General features: G+C 48.0%; 17 protein-coding genes. All 17 read right to left on the bottom strand.

The window, feature by feature from the left end:
* Nucleotides 1-30: 30 nt before the first annotated feature.
* On the bottom strand, nt 31-1,260 hold the full coding sequence (locus HFP08_RS15575) for a Ger(x)C family spore germination protein (protein ID WP_168121524.1): 1,230 nt from the start codon (nt 1,258-1,260) through the stop codon (nt 31-33).
* Nucleotides 1,257-2,351, bottom strand: a complete 1,095-nt coding sequence (locus tag HFP08_RS15570; protein WP_168121523.1) for a GerAB/ArcD/ProY family transporter — start codon at nt 2,349-2,351, stop codon at nt 1,257-1,259. Before HFP08_RS15570 ends, HFP08_RS15575 begins: the two co-directional genes overlap by 4 nt.
* Nucleotides 2,352-2,366: 15 nt before the next feature.
* Nucleotides 2,367-3,854, bottom strand: coding sequence for a spore germination protein (locus HFP08_RS15565; RefSeq protein WP_168121522.1), 1,488 nt, complete (start codon nt 3,852-3,854; stop codon nt 2,367-2,369).
* Between the two features lie 370 nt (nt 3,855-4,224).
* A complete protein-coding gene (locus HFP08_RS15560; protein ID WP_168121521.1) occupies nt 4,225-4,539 on the bottom strand; it encodes a hypothetical protein in 315 nt (104 codons plus the stop codon).
* A gap of 84 nt (nt 4,540-4,623) precedes the next feature.
* Nucleotides 4,624-5,439: a GNAT family N-acetyltransferase gene (locus HFP08_RS15555; RefSeq protein WP_168121520.1), complete on the bottom strand. Its 816-nt coding sequence runs from the start codon at nt 5,437-5,439 to the stop codon at nt 4,624-4,626.
* A gap of 55 nt (nt 5,440-5,494) precedes the next feature.
* Entirely contained in the window at nt 5,495-5,638 is a 144-nt protein-coding gene (locus tag HFP08_RS15550) for an SPW repeat protein (RefSeq protein WP_168121519.1), read from the bottom strand.
* An 83-nt stretch (nt 5,639-5,721) separates the two neighbouring features.
* Nucleotides 5,722-6,282 (bottom strand): GNAT family N-acetyltransferase, encoded by a 561-nt coding sequence (locus HFP08_RS15545; protein ID WP_168121518.1) that lies wholly within the window; start codon nt 6,280-6,282, stop codon nt 5,722-5,724.
* 181 nt (nt 6,283-6,463) lie between these two features.
* On the bottom strand, nt 6,464-7,054 hold the full coding sequence (locus HFP08_RS15540) for a phosphoglycerate mutase family protein (protein WP_168121517.1): 591 nt from the start codon (nt 7,052-7,054) through the stop codon (nt 6,464-6,466).
* Between the two features lie 25 nt (nt 7,055-7,079).
* Complete coding sequence (locus HFP08_RS15535; protein ID WP_168121516.1) at nt 7,080-7,340, bottom strand: hypothetical protein; 261 nt, start codon at nt 7,338-7,340, stop codon at nt 7,080-7,082.
* Between the two features lie 628 nt (nt 7,341-7,968).
* Entirely contained in the window at nt 7,969-8,412 is a 444-nt protein-coding gene (locus HFP08_RS15530) for a hypothetical protein (RefSeq protein WP_168121515.1), read from the bottom strand.
* A 217-nt stretch (nt 8,413-8,629) separates the two neighbouring features.
* On the bottom strand, nt 8,630-9,136 hold the full coding sequence (locus HFP08_RS15525) for a hypothetical protein (RefSeq protein WP_168121514.1): 507 nt from the start codon (nt 9,134-9,136) through the stop codon (nt 8,630-8,632).
* On the bottom strand, nt 9,129-9,539 hold the full coding sequence (locus HFP08_RS15520) for a hypothetical protein (RefSeq protein ID WP_168121513.1): 411 nt from the start codon (nt 9,537-9,539) through the stop codon (nt 9,129-9,131). Before HFP08_RS15520 ends, HFP08_RS15525 begins: the two co-directional genes overlap by 8 nt.
* Nucleotides 9,540-10,462: 923 nt before the next feature.
* Complete coding sequence (locus HFP08_RS15515) at nt 10,463-11,455, bottom strand: Gfo/Idh/MocA family protein (protein WP_168121512.1); 993 nt, start codon at nt 11,453-11,455, stop codon at nt 10,463-10,465.
* Between the two features lie 422 nt (nt 11,456-11,877).
* Complete coding sequence (alr, locus tag HFP08_RS15510; protein WP_168121511.1) at nt 11,878-13,056, bottom strand: alanine racemase; 1,179 nt, start codon at nt 13,054-13,056, stop codon at nt 11,878-11,880.
* Nucleotides 13,053-14,174, bottom strand: a complete 1,122-nt coding sequence (gene ald / locus HFP08_RS15505) for an alanine dehydrogenase (protein WP_168121510.1) — start codon at nt 14,172-14,174, stop codon at nt 13,053-13,055. The genes alr and ald overlap by 4 nt, the downstream gene beginning before the upstream one ends.
* Nucleotides 14,175-14,195: 21 nt before the next feature.
* Nucleotides 14,196-15,461: an N-acetylglucosamine-6-phosphate deacetylase gene (gene nagA / locus HFP08_RS15500; RefSeq protein WP_240941470.1), complete on the bottom strand. Its 1,266-nt coding sequence runs from the start codon at nt 15,459-15,461 to the stop codon at nt 14,196-14,198.
* Nucleotides 15,448-16,806, bottom strand: a complete 1,359-nt coding sequence (locus tag HFP08_RS15495; RefSeq protein WP_168121508.1) for a sulfatase family protein — start codon at nt 16,804-16,806, stop codon at nt 15,448-15,450. The genes nagA and HFP08_RS15495 overlap by 14 nt, the downstream gene beginning before the upstream one ends.
* Nucleotides 16,807-16,840 lie beyond the last annotated feature (34 nt).

Here is a 16,840-nt window from a genome sequence, read left to right as displayed (position 1 = left end):
CGTTTGAATCACTGCTGCGACGCTCTTTCCTTAATCCTCTTCCGTCTTCACCCATGGAGAATACAGAATACGTCCCCTTCTTCGAATCTTGGCATTCACAGTAATATCGAGCTTGGCCTCCGGCAGAATTTGCCGGCTCCACTTGTCCTCAATCGCGCTCCATACCCTTGGATGTCGATCGTCCAGCGTGTTGCCGAAGGAGAATATATCCACTTTCCAATCCATTGCTGTTTTTTTGAAAGAAGCCTCAATTTCCGATCGTACCGTAGCAGCGAATTGCTCCTCAAGATAAGACAAGTACCTCTGATCAATGACTTTGAATTGATTTGTCAAATCCGCAATATCAAGATTCGTCTTAATATTGATTTTAATAATCGGAATGTCTCCATCGTAGCTCACATTTGCCTTGCGATGAATTTTGCCTGACACCTCCAACGTCACATAACAATCCTTATTCTCATCCATGCATGGCACGCGGACGACTGCGCTCTTCATTTCATTCGTCACCCACAGTAAGCCACGAGTTTCCCTCTTGTTCAATGTGCCGATCATCTTGGTTTCTCTGAAGACAGCCGTTCCTTCAACAAAAAACAAATTGGATTGTTTGGAATCCTTTCCCTGATAAGATTTGATGCCAACCTTCTCCTCGTCGTAATCCTTCTGTTCATACATCTTGATAATCGGCAGGTAGGGCTGACCGCCCTTGGGATGACTGAGATTGTAAGTAAACTCATTAAAGCTGACAGACGGAGCTTCCGCTTCGATTGGCGAATACTTGAATTGATTATGGAGCAGCTTCGCCGACATGGATGTAATATCCGGCTTCGTCTCCAGTATGTCCTTCGCTCTTCCTTTCACTACCGCAACCAAAGCTGTATTGCGTAATTCGGGATCGGTGAAGAAAAATTCGAAATATTCCTGCACGCCATTCTTGGCTGCCTTCTCGCTAATGAGGATAATTTTCAAATGCGACCAAAACACTTTTACGCCCATAATCTTCACATACTCGCGGACCGCCTCGAAGGTCGTTTTGCCCGATACGCTCAAGCTCTTCGACTTATCCTCGCCGCTGGAAGTAGTCTGCGGCTTTAACGCCTCTAGAACGGGAGATTGGACGGTAATGACGACTTCGCCTCTTTCATTCATATCTATGCCAACCGCCAGAGCGTAATCAACCATGTTCGATTCTCTTAAATTCCAACAGCCGCTTAACGACATTGTCAGGAAGATGCAGATGAATACTTGAATGAGCTTAATCATCGCAGCTTTCCTTCCCTTCGCAACAAGCTCATTCCCCATAAGCATACAAGCATCAGTATGGAGTAGACTGGAAACACAATCGCTTTGAAGGATTCTACCTCAATGACCGCATCCAACAAATTTTGAGGCATGAGGGAACAGAAATATATAATAACGCAAACGGGGATGCGGATTGAATTATAATTCTTCAAATCAAACCATTGCCTCCATCCTTCGCAGCTTGCATACATGGACAAAGCCGCCTTGGAGAGAATAATGAACATCCAGACAACGAGAAAGATGAACTCCAGATGCTCTATAGAGTCAAACAAAGTAATATCGCGGATCAACTCGATAACCGGAAATATGGTTCTTTTGATATGCGAAGTGCTCATCGTCGACAAAACAACTAAAAATGTACTGAGAAACAAAACGCTCACCCATCCATTCACATACAAGAGCGATTGAAATAAGGCTTGACGATTGCGTACATGCCGATAAATAAAAAAGAGGACAGCGGCCTCTGCAAATCCGCCAAATATAAACAGCGTCCCGTCGAAAAAACCAAAAAAAGTACTGTCTAGCACCGGCTGCAATCTTGTTAGTTGCGAATTACTGAGAGACAGCGCGTAGAGAACCGTAATCATAACAGCTGAAAAAGGCATGATGAGTTGACTCCACCTTGCTACTGTCGTTATGCCTCCGCCAAGCATGTGATATTGCATAAAAATGATACAGATAATAATGATCTCTCGCGGAGTCTCGGGAAGAATCAGCAATGTGAAGAGATCCGCAACAAGCCGATTCGTAAAAGACATAAACAATAAGAGTGGGATTAGTATGAAGACAGCGGAGAATATCCGGCCTCCAACTAAGCCAAGACATTGGCTTGCGTAAACAATCAATTGATCATCCGATTGCTTCATACGCCCAATAACCGCCATCACCAGCCATGCATAACCACAGAAGAATAACATCGCCGCCAGAATGCTTAACCAACCCGTATGATTGGAGGTATGAACCAATACCCTGGGCATAGAAAAGAAAATAGATCCGAAAATATAAAAGGTAATTAAAATAATCAACTGTTTATTGGTAATTTGATTAGACACAGCCGCGCTCCTCTCTTAATTCCTCTTGGATCGCCTTACCATTTGCTGGGGCTTGAGAAATCCGGGTCTTCTCAGTTGAAGAAATCCCGGTTTCTTCAGCAGCAAAGAATCATCAATCTCTCCCAGCTTGTCCGGAGTGAATGCCGTCATATAAGGAATGCCAAAGGAATGTATTCTAACCATATGAATGAGAATTAGCGAGCAACCGACTATGATGCCGAACAACCCCATTGTTCCAGCCAAAATCATCATCGGAAATCGAAGCATTCTTAACGCCAGCGCTGATTGATAACTTGGAATAACAAAGGATCCGATAGCCGTGAAGGACACAATAACCGTAAGCACCGGTCCGATCAAATTCGCCTGAACAGCCGCTTGACCTATGACGAGCGCACCTACAATGCCTATCGTTTGTCCGAACGATCCCGGCATTCGAATGCTCGCTTCCCGAAGCAATTCGAACGTCGTTTCGATCAGGAAGGCTTCGACTAGCGTCGGGAACGGCACCCCGGTTCGATTGGCAGCCATCATGATCATCAATTCAGTCGGAACCATCTCTTGATGGAACGAAGATACCGCAATATAGATCGAAGGCAGAAGAAGAGCTATAATCAGAGCCAGCACTCTTATCCAACGTATGAACGTGGCGAAGTAAAACTTCGTGTAGTAATCGTCGTTGGAGAACATCGTCTCAGCGAAGGTTATGGGCATATAGAGAGCAAATGGCGTTCCATCGACTAGTACCGCAACCCTTCCCTCCATGATGGCCGCCGCCGTTCGGTCAACTCTCTCCGTATAGGCAATTTGCGGGAAAGGAGACCATGGCTGATCCTCCAGAATTTCTGCAAGCTGGCTGCTGTCCACAAGCATGTCGCCGTCAAATTCGTCAAGTCGTCGTTTCACCTCATCCACCATTTTCGGGTTCACCACATCTTCCAAATACATAACGGTCACACAAGTCTTGCTTCGCTTTCCAGCATGTTCGGTTGCGACAACAAGCCTGCTGTCCTTAATTCGTCTTCTGAGTAAAGCCGTATTGACACGGAGCACCTCATTGAATGAATCCTGCGGTCCCAATATACTGCTCTCAGTAGCAGGTGCGCTGACCGCGCGATGTTCCCATCCTTCGGTGCATATAATAATGACCTCTTCAAAACCATCAATGAGTATAATCGTGCTTGAATTAATTAGATGCTCCAGAGCTTCCTCCATTGAATTACTTCGAAGAATTGCGCCTGTGGAAATCTTGCCGCTCACCTCTGCCGGGGAACCTGTTACGGGTTTCCAGGCTAATAGAGGCTGCAGAATGTATTCATTAATAATTAATCTGTCCGCCAAGCCGTCCATATACAACACCGCCATCCGGCATTGCACGGAATCGACGTCGGATTCCGCAATCATCTCTCGTATAATCAATTCCGCAGAACCATGCAGCGAATTCTTGATACTCATCAGATTTCTAGACAAGTCTTTATCTAATGAAAATTGGTAACCATCACGCATCGAAATACCCCCGTCCCATGCGTATAACCGCAATCATATAGTTATGAAAAAAGTGGGCAATGACGGGAAAATAGCCGCAAATATAAACAATCAACAATGCTATCGAAAAGGCGCTAAGCGACACGTACGCTACCCTTTCGTTCTTGGCTTCAGTCTTGCGCGGGTAAGCAATGAACAACAACGAACATATAGTGACAACCATTACAACCATTCCATTCAACTCCAAGAATGAATTAACAACACTCTTGGATAGATTGCCCTAATTATCCGAAAATAACAAAAAGACGACCGTCATTCCCGGATAAACCGGAATGAAAATCGTCTTCGCTATCATCTCAAACGGCAAAATGATCGAACATTAAATCGAACATCAAAATGAAAAAATGGAGACTATCTCTTTCGTCACATAAGGGAAGCTGTAACAGAATGCAAAAATGCCAAGCAGACTTCCTGCTAGTACTCGAGGATACCGAGATTCATAATGTCTCACCACTCCAACTAGCCCCGCGATAATAATTAGGACTGATGCGATTACCGGCCAATAGAAGCCCTGATTGCCGGCAGACCATTCAGGAATGCCCAGCCAATTGAACAAATAACTTGCCATGGAATGCTGCAGATAATCTTGCGCAAGCATCAGCGTGCCGACCGCCGTTATTATAATGCCGATAATGCCCTTATTCATGTTATCACCTCTAGAAGTGTCATTCCCAACCATTTGGATTCTCTTCTACTCATCCATTCAAATCCTCCTTGTTTCGTCTAACGATTATACTTTCGTCCAAGTCGTCCTGACATACCCAAGCTTCATGCCGATGCGCTCCATATTGCGGTGGCTCTGCGAGAGGAACGCGCATTGTCCAACCACAAGACGGCAATCATGGCGATAGGCTTCTGACACTCGATGCTTCAATAAAGCTTGCTGAAGCCCTTTGCCTCTGAATTCGGGCAAGGTTGCGGCGAAGGTCAACGATGCTGTTCCATCCTTCATGAACATAACACCGACAGCGGCTGGCACATCATCATAGTAAGCCAAATAGAATGACCATTCATATTGCTCAAGCAGCACTTTATTATTTTGCGCAACATGCGGTATGCCTCCATCTGGCAGTCCCGTTCCTTTGCAGTGAATGGCCGCATAGAGATTAATTTGATCCTCTCGCAACGCTTCTATTCGAATTGAACCTGAATCCGTCTCTTCATCACCAAACCATTTCGGCTCCATATACAGGGAATTGTGAAAGCCGGACTGATAGTATCCCCGATCGGCCAAGGCTCTTAGAAGCTTCTGATTGGCAAAGGAAGGCACAATCTCGAATTGAGCCTTCCGGTCCCTCGCCTGATAGAAATCGAGGATTGAATCGAACTGTTCAATATCCTCGCTCCGCAAGCCTTTCACCGTGTTGAAGGATGGCCAGGGCATCGTCTTGCTGTAATAACAAACCGCATTGCCGAAGCGCCTGACTTCTGCTCCTTCAGGATTATTCGGTCTGTTCTGAATCGCTTCCATTCGATTGCTCATATAATCGATCTCGGACAGCTCGATCTCTGTCACTAAATCGGCAGAAGGCATGATACCGTTCATATAGCAACTCTCCCAGAATTAAGTTATAAAAATTATGGCTGTTCATAGGCATTTGTTATTTTCCACTTGCCTCATGCATGTAAGCCATTCTAAGCGTATCCTTCACATCATGCATGATCCAAACGGATACGAGAATATAAACGGCAAGAACCACAACAGCCCCGCTAGAAGAAATCCACCATCTTTTACGAGCATTCATGAAGTTGCCCCCTGGCGATTAAAGTGAAGAGAAAATATCAATGATCTGAATGATTAACGATCCATACTTATCGTCTCGGGATCCTATTCGTTCTCGTTAATAATGGAATATTGCAGCACATCGATAAATTCGCCTTTCACACAGAGCGCTTTGCGAATTCTGCCTTCAAGCTGCATCCCGGCCTTCTCCATCACTCGGAATGAACCAATATTATCCGGATGGCAGCGCGCCTCGACTCGGATAAGATGAAGCTCGTCGAAGGCAAATCGAATTAATCGCCGAGCAATCTCCGACATCAGACCTTGATTCCAAAATTCGTTGGACATCGCATATGCAAGCTCCGCCTTTGCCAGCTTATTGTCCCAATTAATAAAGCTGCAGCTGCCAATTAGCTTGTTTGTCTCTTTGTGCTGGATGCCCCAGGGCCCAATCTTGTCTATGGCGTATTTATTCAGAATTAGCTCAATGAACACCCTCGAATCCTCTGACGTCTGATGCGGATACCAAGACGTATACCGAGAAACCTCAGGAACTTTGCAATAACGGAACATATCCTCGGCATCCTCATGACGAATCTGTCTTAGAAGCGTCCTATCCGTCTCCAACACCGGGAACGGATCAAAATGTTCTTCAATGGTTTTCATTTAATTAATCCCCTTTGTTATTCAAAAGCAGGTGCAGCGTAGAATGCTCTACTTGTTCTTATTCCTTAATTCATATAGCAGAAAGACAATTAGTGCAATGAATATTATTGTACAAAGCTGTATAGCAGCTGTTGACAAACTAAAACTCATATTTGGAGCCTCCTGATACGAAATATCTAATCTATTGCTGCACCTCCGTTTTAATCCATCCCGCCTCGCCAAGAAAATCGGCTCTACTTAATCCTATTTCGCCCAAGAAGCTTCGAAGATTGGTAATCGTGCCATCATGAGCAATGATGAAGACACGGACAGCGCCCAAGCTCTTGATCCAAGCAAATAAATCGCCGGCATAGTTGCGGAATTGTGCATCCGGCATTGTGTTCACACCTGTATGCCAAAGGCTGGTATCTGCTTTATTTTGAATGGTAAAATCGGGATGCTCTCGCTCTATCTTCTCAAGCGGATAAACATCATCGCATCGCACATGCATCGTCAGAGGATCTTCCGGCATAGGAAACATTCTTGGACCAACAACAGGGTGAACAAACTTCCTGGGTTCATTCAAATGCTCGGTAAGAAGATTAGCTGTCTCTATCGTTCTTAGCGTAGGACTGACGATGAAGATATCATGGATCGTAAAATTGAATATCCCCTTCAACGCTCGTACTTGCTCCTTACCCTTGTCCGTCAATCTTGGATTCACGACATTCAACCGATCAGGGACATTCGTATTGTGCACGCCTTGCCCATGTCGAATAAAGATAAGTTTCATCTTCGCCACCTCCTTCGGAAGAAGATTATTTCTTGAACAGAAAGGCAAATAGTCCAACAAAAGCGCCTATCGCGAGAATAAAGGATCCTGCCACCGTGCTTAGTTCCGCTTCTTCGTCAGAAAATCCCGCAATGATAAAGCCGCCGACAAGAACCAATAGAATCGCGAATAGCAAAGTCTCTGTCAAGGTCCTACTCGCCCTTCGACTCAATAACAGTGGTCTTATCGCCATATAAATGAGAGCAAGAAAGATAATTAGAGGAATGATGTATGCAATGATGATCATGATTTGCGACTCCTTCAGTTATTCAGATAACTTCCTGCTTATAGTCGTGTAAGCTCTGTTAATCGCGGTTACATAGAACTGAACAATTCTAGTGTTGTAACAAGTCGTAAATAACCCAAGTAAAACCATAACAACGCCGCTCCAAAACGTAAATGCAGGAATGTGGTCCGTATTCATCCCCTGCTCACGTATGATTTGAATTGCCGCAGCATTAATCGATATAGCTCGAACCTCAGTCATGACTTTACAAACATCATCATAATGGATGCGACAAGTATAATGAGCATGCCCAATACGAACGCAACCAAATAGCTTTTCAACAAATTGAAGCAGCCTGTAGGTTCATTGGTAAACGTGAAAAAATGACTGATTGCCGCGGCAATCATCGCCAATAAAGAACTAACTCTGTTCGAATTAAATTTTTTCGTCGATATGAGAATGTTTATGTTCCGTGCGCCTTACTTCCTTCCTGAGCATCTGAACCTCGTTTATTAGATTATCGATTTTCCTGGAGGTTCTCGATGAGTCAATCGCATAGCGAATGATTATAATAAGAGCAGTACCAACAACGGCTATTAACAAAATTAACAACGCCAGCATGGCAGCATCCATACGCTCACTCCTCGCTTCAGTCTGATTCCCAGTGTTCAAAGTCACCCGTTTCGAAGATGATGTCGCCATTTCGGTCCGTTGCCCGAATCGTTATTGGCAAATGCAGTCTTGCCCCCTGCTTTACATACCATATTCTGATTCCGTTGCTTTCCACTATCGTTGCAGCCTTATACCCCTCGCTTACGGCAATAACTTGAGTGATTAACGAATCTTGCACTGTTCCATAGAGCATGCTAAACATATTGTCTTCTTTGCCATGCCAGGTAAGAGCATCCTCAGAATAGATACTGTCATAGCCGCTTGTTTGAATGAGCTTAATACCGTCTTCTTTATCTACAAACCAGCCGATTCCCAATTTATTTCTTTTCGTTCGATAGAAGGAAATGATCTCGTCCCCGACCAACTGTGAATATAACAATTTACTAAAGTTGCTATCATGAGCTCTTAACTGCTTTGTCATTTGAGCAGTCGCTCCATTAGGATGTGAGCAACTGCACAATGCAATAATGAACAGAACGGGGATAATAACGTATAATAATTTTGAATTCACCGCCACTTCACATCCGTTTGCCTGAATTGATAAATCAAATACGCCATCAGCGCAATGATTTCAATGAGTACAACTGGCGTCTTATCAGCACAAAATAGATAAACAAAAAATCACTCCCTTTTCCAGATCATTGCGTAGGCTCATCAGGAAATTTTAGAATCATCTGCTTAGTGACTTCGTTTTCAGTCCATTCGAGCAACAGAGTTGATCGTTGGATGAAATCCTCCATTTTATCTTTACTGTCGAACAGATAGTAACCATAAAGTTCATGGGTATCGTCAGGTTTTAATTCTCCGTTGTCACTGCCTTGACCGCCGGTGCCCCTTATATAGGAAAATGGAGTTGCTGCACGAAATGCAGCTTGAAAGTTTTTCGCAGATTCCTCTCCTCTATTCTCAAGATTGATTGAGTATCGAATCACCCAGTTTCCATTCTCCGCATCAGGTTCGATTGCTCGAATCGCGTTGATTTCGGTTATTTCTTCGTATTGAATCGAATTCCATAGATTAACTTTATGGGATACATCGAGTTGGTCAAACGCTTGGTCCTTGGTGTTATTAGTGTTATTTGCACTGCATCCAGCAGCAAGAATGAAAAGTATGGAGACAATGGCAACAAAAAACCTCCTATTCATAACGATCACCTAAATCCTTGTATATTTTTGAAATAGAAATCACCATTTTTGTCCGTCTGTAAAATTGAATTTCTAACCGTTCTCCGCCCTTAAACTCTCTCACGAAGTTATCCCTGATTCCAAGCTTCCTCGTTTTCCCTTCGGAATCTTCTACCGTTATTTTTCTGTAACCCTTTTTAATTAATCTGGCTTGCATGGTTAAATAATCATGCTTCATTAGATCAAGCACAATCATGGTGTCAAGGTACAAAATAATCGCTACCGCAGGCGCAAAAAAATAAAGCAAAAAAAGGGGCGAGTCATGTAATAAAATAAAATAGACATTCCAAGCTACAATCAAGATATTAAACATGGAAAGCCCGAATTGAATTTTCAAATCTTTGTCCGCTCGTGCTTTAATCATGTTTCCATCCTCTCATTTCAATTCGAAGCCAGCCTACTGCAGCCTCAAGTAGCAATTTGGACAATACTCATCGTCAAGGCGTATCTTTGGACAGATTGGAATTGTTGATGGCTTCTTTTATGACAAAATACAATATGATTAAAAGAATAACAGGGATTAAGATTGCCATTCCGCGCTTCACTCCTGTCTTTAGCCCAAATCATGCTTAACATGGTTCATTGAGCTTTCTGTGTCTTTACACCAACATCTAATTCTCCATCATTTCCAAATTTAAATCTAATTGTACCACTATCTTCCACCCCGAAGAACCCTGTCGAGCGAAAAATGGCAGATAAATCTGAGCAGCAAGTGTGAGTGTCTCTACAATGAACATATTGTTCAACATCCATGAAGATGTTGAACTTATCATGGAATTTCTCCCGTATAATTAGCTCACCATACCCTGAATGACTCAATGAACAGGAAAAACTACCCTATATTTCCTTCGAATGCCCTCCTGAGACGAGATTCTAAAGAATATGCTGGACTTATCCCAGTATATTTGCGAAACAGCGATCATTTCCTGAATTATACTGGAGAAATTCCTGTATAACTTGTTTGGATACCTGGAACCGTCCACTTGGGACCAAGATTCTTCAACTAAAATATTGAATCGTTTTCTTGAGACCAAAAAAATCCCTATTTAAGTAGCCCCAATTCGTGCATGCCCTCAACGTATATGTAGTAAACGACAAAAAAGCCCCGCCGGTTGCAGCTGGGCCTTAACAAGGCCTCTGACACCGACAGGGCTGCTATTCATATCCGTCTTGCATGAGCTTCCACGCATCTCTTACTTGTTCCGCATGACTGCCACCGAGACGCATTAGCGTCTCCATTACTAACGACGTTGCATCATTTCCATTGTAAATCGCGTTTAACCTATGTTATCCCTCTGCAACGAGCTCCTCCGTTCCGCTTTCGGCCGAACGATATACGGCTTCAAGCGCGGCGATCACGCCTCGACCGTACTCGGGAGTACAAGCCGTTTCACTATGGGAATGGATTGCTGCCAGAAGATCCTCGTACTGCAGCTCGAATGCATCCTGATTGTGCGGAACCTCGAGTTGCTCATACGGACCTCCTTTGCTCATCCACAAGGAGTTTCCGGTATGAAGGCGAAGCATCCCCTTCGTACATAGAATTTCGGTCTCATTACGAGCCGTACCGAGATAACCCGACTGCATGATCGTCGCAGGTATGCCGTTCTCGAGCTCGAGATAGACGGCTCCGCTTCCTTCCACATTGCCCCGCTGCCCATGGCGGCTGACGGAAGCTTTTACCTTATGAACGGCGCTTCCTGTGAGCCATTGAATCTTGTCGATAGAATGCGCGCCGAGATTCGCCAGAATGCCGCCCCCCGACATCTCTTTCGTCAGAAACCACTCCGGCCGCGATTGTTGGAAATAGTTCGCATGGCGAACATCATGAATCATGACCAGTTCGCCAAGCTCGCCGCTGTCCAGAATCTGCTTCGCCAAGCGATTTTCCGCCATATAATGCTGGGTGTGTCCGATCAGGATGCGAATGTCATGCTTCCGGCCCGCTTCGATAATACGATCGCATTCCTCGGTCGACAGCGCCATCGGCTTCTCGAGCATGAGATGACAGCCTCTCTCCGCCGCATACAACGCTGTCTCGAGATGCAGGAAATGCGGCAAGGCGATCGCCGCCACGTCGGGCTTCTCCTGCTCGAACATTTCCTTATAATCGACATAGGCCCGAATCCCGTACTTAGCGGCAATTACCTCGGCTTTCGAACGATCGATATCCACAATAGCGCCATTCACGAAGCCCTCTGTCGCCTCAATTGCCTTCAGATGATGCTCCGCAATTGCTCCAGCTCCTAACAGCGCTACTTTCAATTGCTTTGTATTCATATCCGTCCCCCTCTCGATTCTTGAATTCAATTACATGATAAGTTGTGCGAAATACGAACGGACACCAGTGCTCTTATTCGCATCAAAAACCACCATTTGTCACTTTAAACGGACACCAGCGCTTTTATTTGCCTCCAGATACCGAAATCACAGACGTTTTTCACACAATAAGGGCTGTAGTGTCCGTAAAAATTGCGATTTCATGTTTTTCAGCCCAATAAGGGCTGTGGTGTCCATTAAAGTTAGTCCGCTCCCTTTATTTGCTACTATTGGCGTTCCCGCTGCGACGTTAGTGCTGATTTCCAGCTCTATTGGCGTTCCGGCTCCGACGTTCCCTCTATTAGTGCTGATTTCCAGCTCTAATGAGGTCCAAGAGGCAGCGTTCCCTGGTGACTGGATGCGTGCTCGCAAAGTGAAGATTCTTAGGTCATTTTCGAATCAACCGCCAAGCGGCTCACTCTCGGACTTATCCGGCTTACGATTTCATGTGTGATGGAATCCGACCAACGAGCGACCTGCTCTGCCGAGATACTAAGTCCATCAGATTCTCCAATGAAGGTTACGATGTCTCCTTCCTGCGCATCCAGCGCCTCGGTCACATCCAGCATTAACTGATCCATGCAAATGCGTCCCGCTATCTTCGCAAGGCGTCCGCGTACAATCGCATAGCCAATATTAGACAGACTTCGCGGCATTCCGTCGGCATATCCAATCGGAACTACGGCAATCCGGCTTGGCCGATCGGCCCGGAAGCTGCCGCCGTAGCTTACCCTCGCGCCAGGCTCCACATCATGCAGCAGCACAATCTTGCTTCTCAGTTGCATGACAGGTTCCAGCGGCTTGCTCGGCGGCGGAACATGCTCCGAAGTTACCATGCCGTACAGGCCAAGTCCGACGCGAACCATATCCAGATGCATATGCGGATAACGGAGCGCGGCGGCGGTATTGCAGCAATGCTTCTCTGCAATTGGCCCCGCAAGCTCCTCCAGTTGTCTGACCATCTCCATGAATCGGCCAAACTGTCTTTCCGCCAAGCTTCCATCCGCATGGTCGGCGCTCGCGAGATGGGTAAATATGCCTTCCACCATCACCTTCGAGGAGCCCCGCGTCTTCTCCAGCAGCCGAAATGCTTCCGCCGATGTCGAAACGCCCAGTCGGGTCATGCCGGAATCGAGCTTCAAGTGGATTCTCGCAACTTTGCCTGAACGCTCCGCCGCTTCGACAACAGCTTCGATGACATCCGCATGGCAGACGGTGAGAGTGATCCCCTTTCGAACAGCCGCTTCGACAGCCTGTGGCGGCGTATAGCCCAGCACTTGTATCCCGGCCTGAACGCCTGCTTTGCGCAGCAGCAACGCTTCATCCAGAATCGCAACCCCGAGCCGGTCCGCACCGCCTTCGATGGCCGCTTCGGCAATGGTCTCAATGCCATGACCATAGCCATCCGCTTTCACGACAGCCATGAATCGGCAATTCGGCTGCATCTGCTGCCGGAAAGCGCGAATATTGCTCCGCACAGCTTTCGGCGATATCTCCGTCCAGGTCGGACGATGGAGCTTCTCCACCTGTGATGAAAGCGTTCCGCTGCCGTACATCGTCATGCAGGCAGCAATCCTTCTTCCACCGCGGCGCAGGTTTGACCCAGCGCTTCGGCAACTGCCGGGTGCGTGAGCAGCCCCCCAGCCGTATTCACCCCTCCGTATAAAGCCGAGCTTGTCTTCACTGCGCCTTGAATGCCATGCTGGGCAATCAGTCTCGCATAAGGAAGCGTTGCGTTCGTAAGCGCCATTGTCGAGGTGCGCGGCACCGCCCCTGGCATGTTCGCGACAGCGTAATGCACCACGCCGTACTTTGTATACGTAGGGTCGGCATAGGTTGTCTTGCGATCAATGGTGGCGAATATGCCTCCTTGATCAATGGCGACATCGACGATGACCGAGCCCGCCCTCATGCTCTTCACCACCTCTTCGCTGACGAGAGTAGGCGCTTTGCCTCCCGGCAGCAGCACGGCGCCAATTGCCAGATCGGCATCCCCGACATGCTCGGCGATGGACCCCGCATCCGACATCAGCACCTCGGCGCGGGAGCCGAACAAGGAGCTCAACATCCTCAGCCTGTCCGGGTTTTGCTCCAGAATGACGACATTCGCGCCAAGACCCGACGCGATTAACGCCGCATTCATGCCGACAACCCCGCCGCCGATAACCGTCACCTTGCCGCGTCTCACCCCAGGTACGCCTCCGAGCAGAATGCCGATTCCGCCAAGCTGCTTCTCCAGCAGACGGGCGCCAATTTGCGCCGCCATTCTGCCCGCCACTTCGCTCATCGGCATCAGCAAGGGCAGCGAATTATCCTTGTATACCGTCTCATAAGCAATCGCCGTTACCTTGCTGTCAATCAAGGCTTGAGTCAGCTTCGGCTCCACCGCAAGATGGAGGTACGTGAACAGAATCAAGCCCTCGCGGAAATAGCCGAACTCCGACGCTTGCGGCTCCTTCACCTTCATGACCATCTCGGAGATCGACCACAGCTCTGCGACATCCTTCAATATTGCGGCGCCCGCCAAAGCATAATCCTCATTCGCATAGCCGCTTCCGCTGCCCGCTTCGCTCTGCACATAGACCTCATGACCCAGCTGAACAAGCTCCTTGACCCCTGCCGGCGTCAACGAAACTCGATTCTCGTTCATTAGTATTTCCTGCGGTATTCCGATTCTCATCCTACTATCCCCTATCTCTCGTTAATCGCTATTGCAGACAATCTCTCTCCCGCGAACAACCGTGTGAAGAAGCTCATAATCCTCATCGACCACAATGAAATCCGCATCCTTCCCCGCTTCCAACGTCCCTTTCCTGGCAGCCACTCCAATTTGCCGCGCCGGTGTCAACGTGAAGGCAGAGATCACATCCTCCAGTTCCATTCCCGTAAAATAAATCGTATTCCGCAGCGCCTCCAGCATCGTAAGCGAGCTCCCTGCAAGCGAAGAGCCGTCGGCCAGTTGAATAAGGCCGTTCCTCATGACAAGATGGCCGTAATCGCCGTCCGGCAAGCCCGCGCATTTCACCGCGTCCGTAATCATGCAGATGCGATCTTGCCCCTTCGTCTGAAAAGCCAGCTTTACGATATCCCTATGCACATGATGACCGTCGGCTATCAGTTCAATCGTCAGCTCGGGCAGCAGCAAGCCTGCTCCCGCCGCACCCGGATCACGATGATGCAGCGGCCGCATCCCGTTGAAGTGATGCGTTGTATGCGTGACTCCTTGCATAACCGCTTGCTTCATCTCATCGAAGGCAGCGTCCGTATGGCCTGCCGAAACCGTAATTCCCCGTTGCCGCATTCGTCTGACAGCCTCGAGTCCTCCCGGCAGCTCCGGCGCGATTGTCGCGAGTCGAATATGTCCGCCTGCAGCCGCAATCAAGCATTCGATCTGCTCCCAATCCGGATTTAGCAACACCTCCTTGCTCTGCGCGCCCGCTCTCCGCTCATTCAGGAAGGGCCCCTCCAGATGAATGCCAAGCAGCTCCGCTCCCGACAAAGTAGAGTCCATCTCTGCCGCAATCGCGAGCAGAACCTCCTCAAGTCTCGCAATAGGGGCAGATTCCGTCGTAGCCAGAAAGCCGGTTGTGCCGTGACGGGCATGGAAGAGACTCATCCCCTCCAGCTCCCTCCGACTGCCTCCCATCGCTTCGAAGCCGTTCCCACCATGCACATGAACATCGATAAGGCCGGGCAGAACAAGTCTTCCCCGAAGATCTATGCGTTTTACAATTGAATCCTCAGGAACAGATGAACAATATGCCTGTACCGCATCAGAGACATCAAGCTCCTGCCGACTAGTGGACGAATTGGTGTTCATTGCGCCAATCTCCACAATGACTCCCTCTGAATCGACTAGCAGATTGCTATTCTCTCGCAAGCCCTGCGAAGTTAGAATCGAAGCATTTTCCCAAAGCGTAAAGCTAGAGTCCGCTTGTTTTTCCGGCTGCCAATCACCCATTCCCATCACCAGCAGCTTGCTCTAATGTCTTGTCCGAAGGGCTGATATTGGCGCGGCTCTTCACAATGGCGCCGACCGGAGCCGGTATCGTGCCATGACAAAGCTCATCATTAGTTTCCTTCATCCATTCGTCAAGATGAATGCTCAGCTCCTCGTATATTTTCTGATAGCGATGATCTGAAGCGACATTTCTCGTTTCATAGGGATCCAGCGCAAGATCATAGAGTTGGACCTTCTCGGCCTTCTCTCCGCTGAAGCCTCTCTCCAGCCACCATGACTTCGAGGGACTGTCGTCAATATTGCACAGCACCTTGCGGTCGTCGGGCCCATACAAGCGAATGAGCTTGTAACGCTCCGACCGAATGCATCTTGACGGCTCATAGGCGACATGATAGTTCGTTTCGGCGAATATGAACGACTTCTCCCTCATGCCGGTGCCTGTTGCCAATGGCAGCAAGGAGCAGCCTTGCAAACCGGCTGGCGGCTTGGAGCCAATCAGCTCGCAAATTGTCGGGAAGATATCCAGATGGGACACCTGACTGTCTATGGTTGTGCCCTCTCCTATTCCGCAAGCCGCTGGCCATTTCACAAGGAGAGAAACACCGATTCCCGTATCCTTCAGCTGACCTTTCATCTCAGGGAACGCCGGTCCATGATCCGTTGTGTAGATAATCATCGTCTCATCGGCTATGCCCGCCTCCTCCACGCTTCTCAGCAGCAGACCGACGCAATGATCCATCACTTTGGCGGAATCGATGAATTGCGCCATATCTGATCGGGTTTCCGCGTGATCTCCCAGCGGATAAGGAGGCATTACCGTATTCGGATCAACCTCTCCGAATTCGGGCGCCTTCGGAAATCCTGCGCCAGACCTATGCGTATGGAAGAGTCCCAGCGACAGGAAGAAGGGCTTGCCGTCTCCCTTGCTGCGAACATAGTCAGCCGCTAGCTCGGCACTGAGCACATCCCGCTCAGTCGCATCCTTGCCAGTATTGACTTTGTTCAAGTCAAGTCCGTAGCCCAGCTCTTCGGTATGCGACGGCGCAATCTCGTGCTGCACCCCGCTCAGTACCGTGTCATAGCCTTGCTCTTGCAAGTAGTTGGCCAGATGCCGCTTCGGTTGATTGAGATGAAAGCCAAGATGCGAAAGGCCAATCATGCCATTCGAGTGCGGAGTCATCCCTGACAACAACGCCGATCTGCTCGGCGAGCAAGTCGGACAAGCCGAGAAGGCTTTGCGGAACAGCGTGCCTTCGTCCGACAGCTTCTGCAAATTCGGCGTCGGTACTCGATAGCCATAAGGCTCGATCCAGCGCCCAGTATCATGGGAATGCATATAGATGATATTCATAATCTGCTCCTCTCTCTCCCTCGTATACGTTCCA

It is taken from the genome of Paenibacillus sp. HB172176, assembly GCF_011947265.1.
Taxonomy (GTDB): Bacteria; Bacillota; Bacilli; order Paenibacillales; family Paenibacillaceae; genus Pristimantibacillus.
Note: the sequence above shows the minus strand (reverse complement) of the source record. Positions and strands in the feature narration are given on the sequence as shown.

Excerpts from the sequence above, each read along its gene's own strand:
- ald (WP_168121510.1), bottom strand. The coding sequence starts at position 14,174 with ATGAGAATCGGAATACCGCAGGAAATACTAATGAACGAGAATCGAGTT.
- HFP08_RS15565 (WP_168121522.1), bottom strand. The coding sequence starts at position 3,854 with ATGCGTGATGGTTACCAATTTTCATTAGATAAAGACTTGTCTAGAAAT.
- HFP08_RS15535 (WP_168121516.1), bottom strand. The coding sequence starts at position 7,340 with ATGATCATCATTGCATACATCATTCCTCTAATTATCTTTCTTGCTCTC.
- HFP08_RS15545 (WP_168121518.1), bottom strand. The coding sequence starts at position 6,282 with ATGAAAACCATTGAAGAACATTTTGATCCGTTCCCGGTGTTGGAGACG.
- HFP08_RS15515 (WP_168121512.1), bottom strand. The coding sequence starts at position 11,455 with ATGAATACAAAGCAATTGAAAGTAGCGCTGTTAGGAGCTGGAGCAATT.
- HFP08_RS15555 (WP_168121520.1), bottom strand. The coding sequence starts at position 5,439 with ATGAACGGTATCATGCCTTCTGCCGATTTAGTGACAGAGATCGAGCTG.
- HFP08_RS15495 (WP_168121508.1), bottom strand. The coding sequence starts at position 16,806 with ATGAATATCATCTATATGCATTCCCATGATACTGGGCGCTGGATCGAG.
- HFP08_RS15550 (WP_168121519.1), bottom strand. The coding sequence starts at position 5,638 with ATGAATGCTCGTAAAAGATGGTGGATTTCTTCTAGCGGGGCTGTTGTG.
- HFP08_RS15520 (WP_168121513.1), bottom strand. The coding sequence starts at position 9,539 with ATGATTAAAGCACGAGCGGACAAAGATTTGAAAATTCAATTCGGGCTT.
- HFP08_RS15525 (WP_168121514.1), bottom strand. The coding sequence starts at position 9,136 with ATGAATAGGAGGTTTTTTGTTGCCATTGTCTCCATACTTTTCATTCTT.
- HFP08_RS15560 (WP_168121521.1), bottom strand. The coding sequence starts at position 4,539 with ATGAATAAGGGCATTATCGGCATTATAATAACGGCGGTCGGCACGCTG.
- HFP08_RS15540 (WP_168121517.1), bottom strand. The coding sequence starts at position 7,054 with ATGAAACTTATCTTTATTCGACATGGGCAAGGCGTGCACAATACGAAT.
- HFP08_RS15575 (WP_168121524.1), bottom strand. The coding sequence starts at position 1,260 with ATGATTAAGCTCATTCAAGTATTCATCTGCATCTTCCTGACAATGTCG.
- HFP08_RS15530 (WP_168121515.1), bottom strand. The coding sequence starts at position 8,412 with ATGACAAAGCAGTTAAGAGCTCATGATAGCAACTTTAGTAAATTGTTA.
- alr (WP_168121511.1), bottom strand. The coding sequence starts at position 13,056 with ATGACGATGTACGGCAGCGGAACGCTTTCATCACAGGTGGAGAAGCTC.
- nagA (WP_240941470.1), bottom strand. The coding sequence starts at position 15,461 with ATGGGAATGGGTGATTGGCAGCCGGAAAAACAAGCGGACTCTAGCTTT.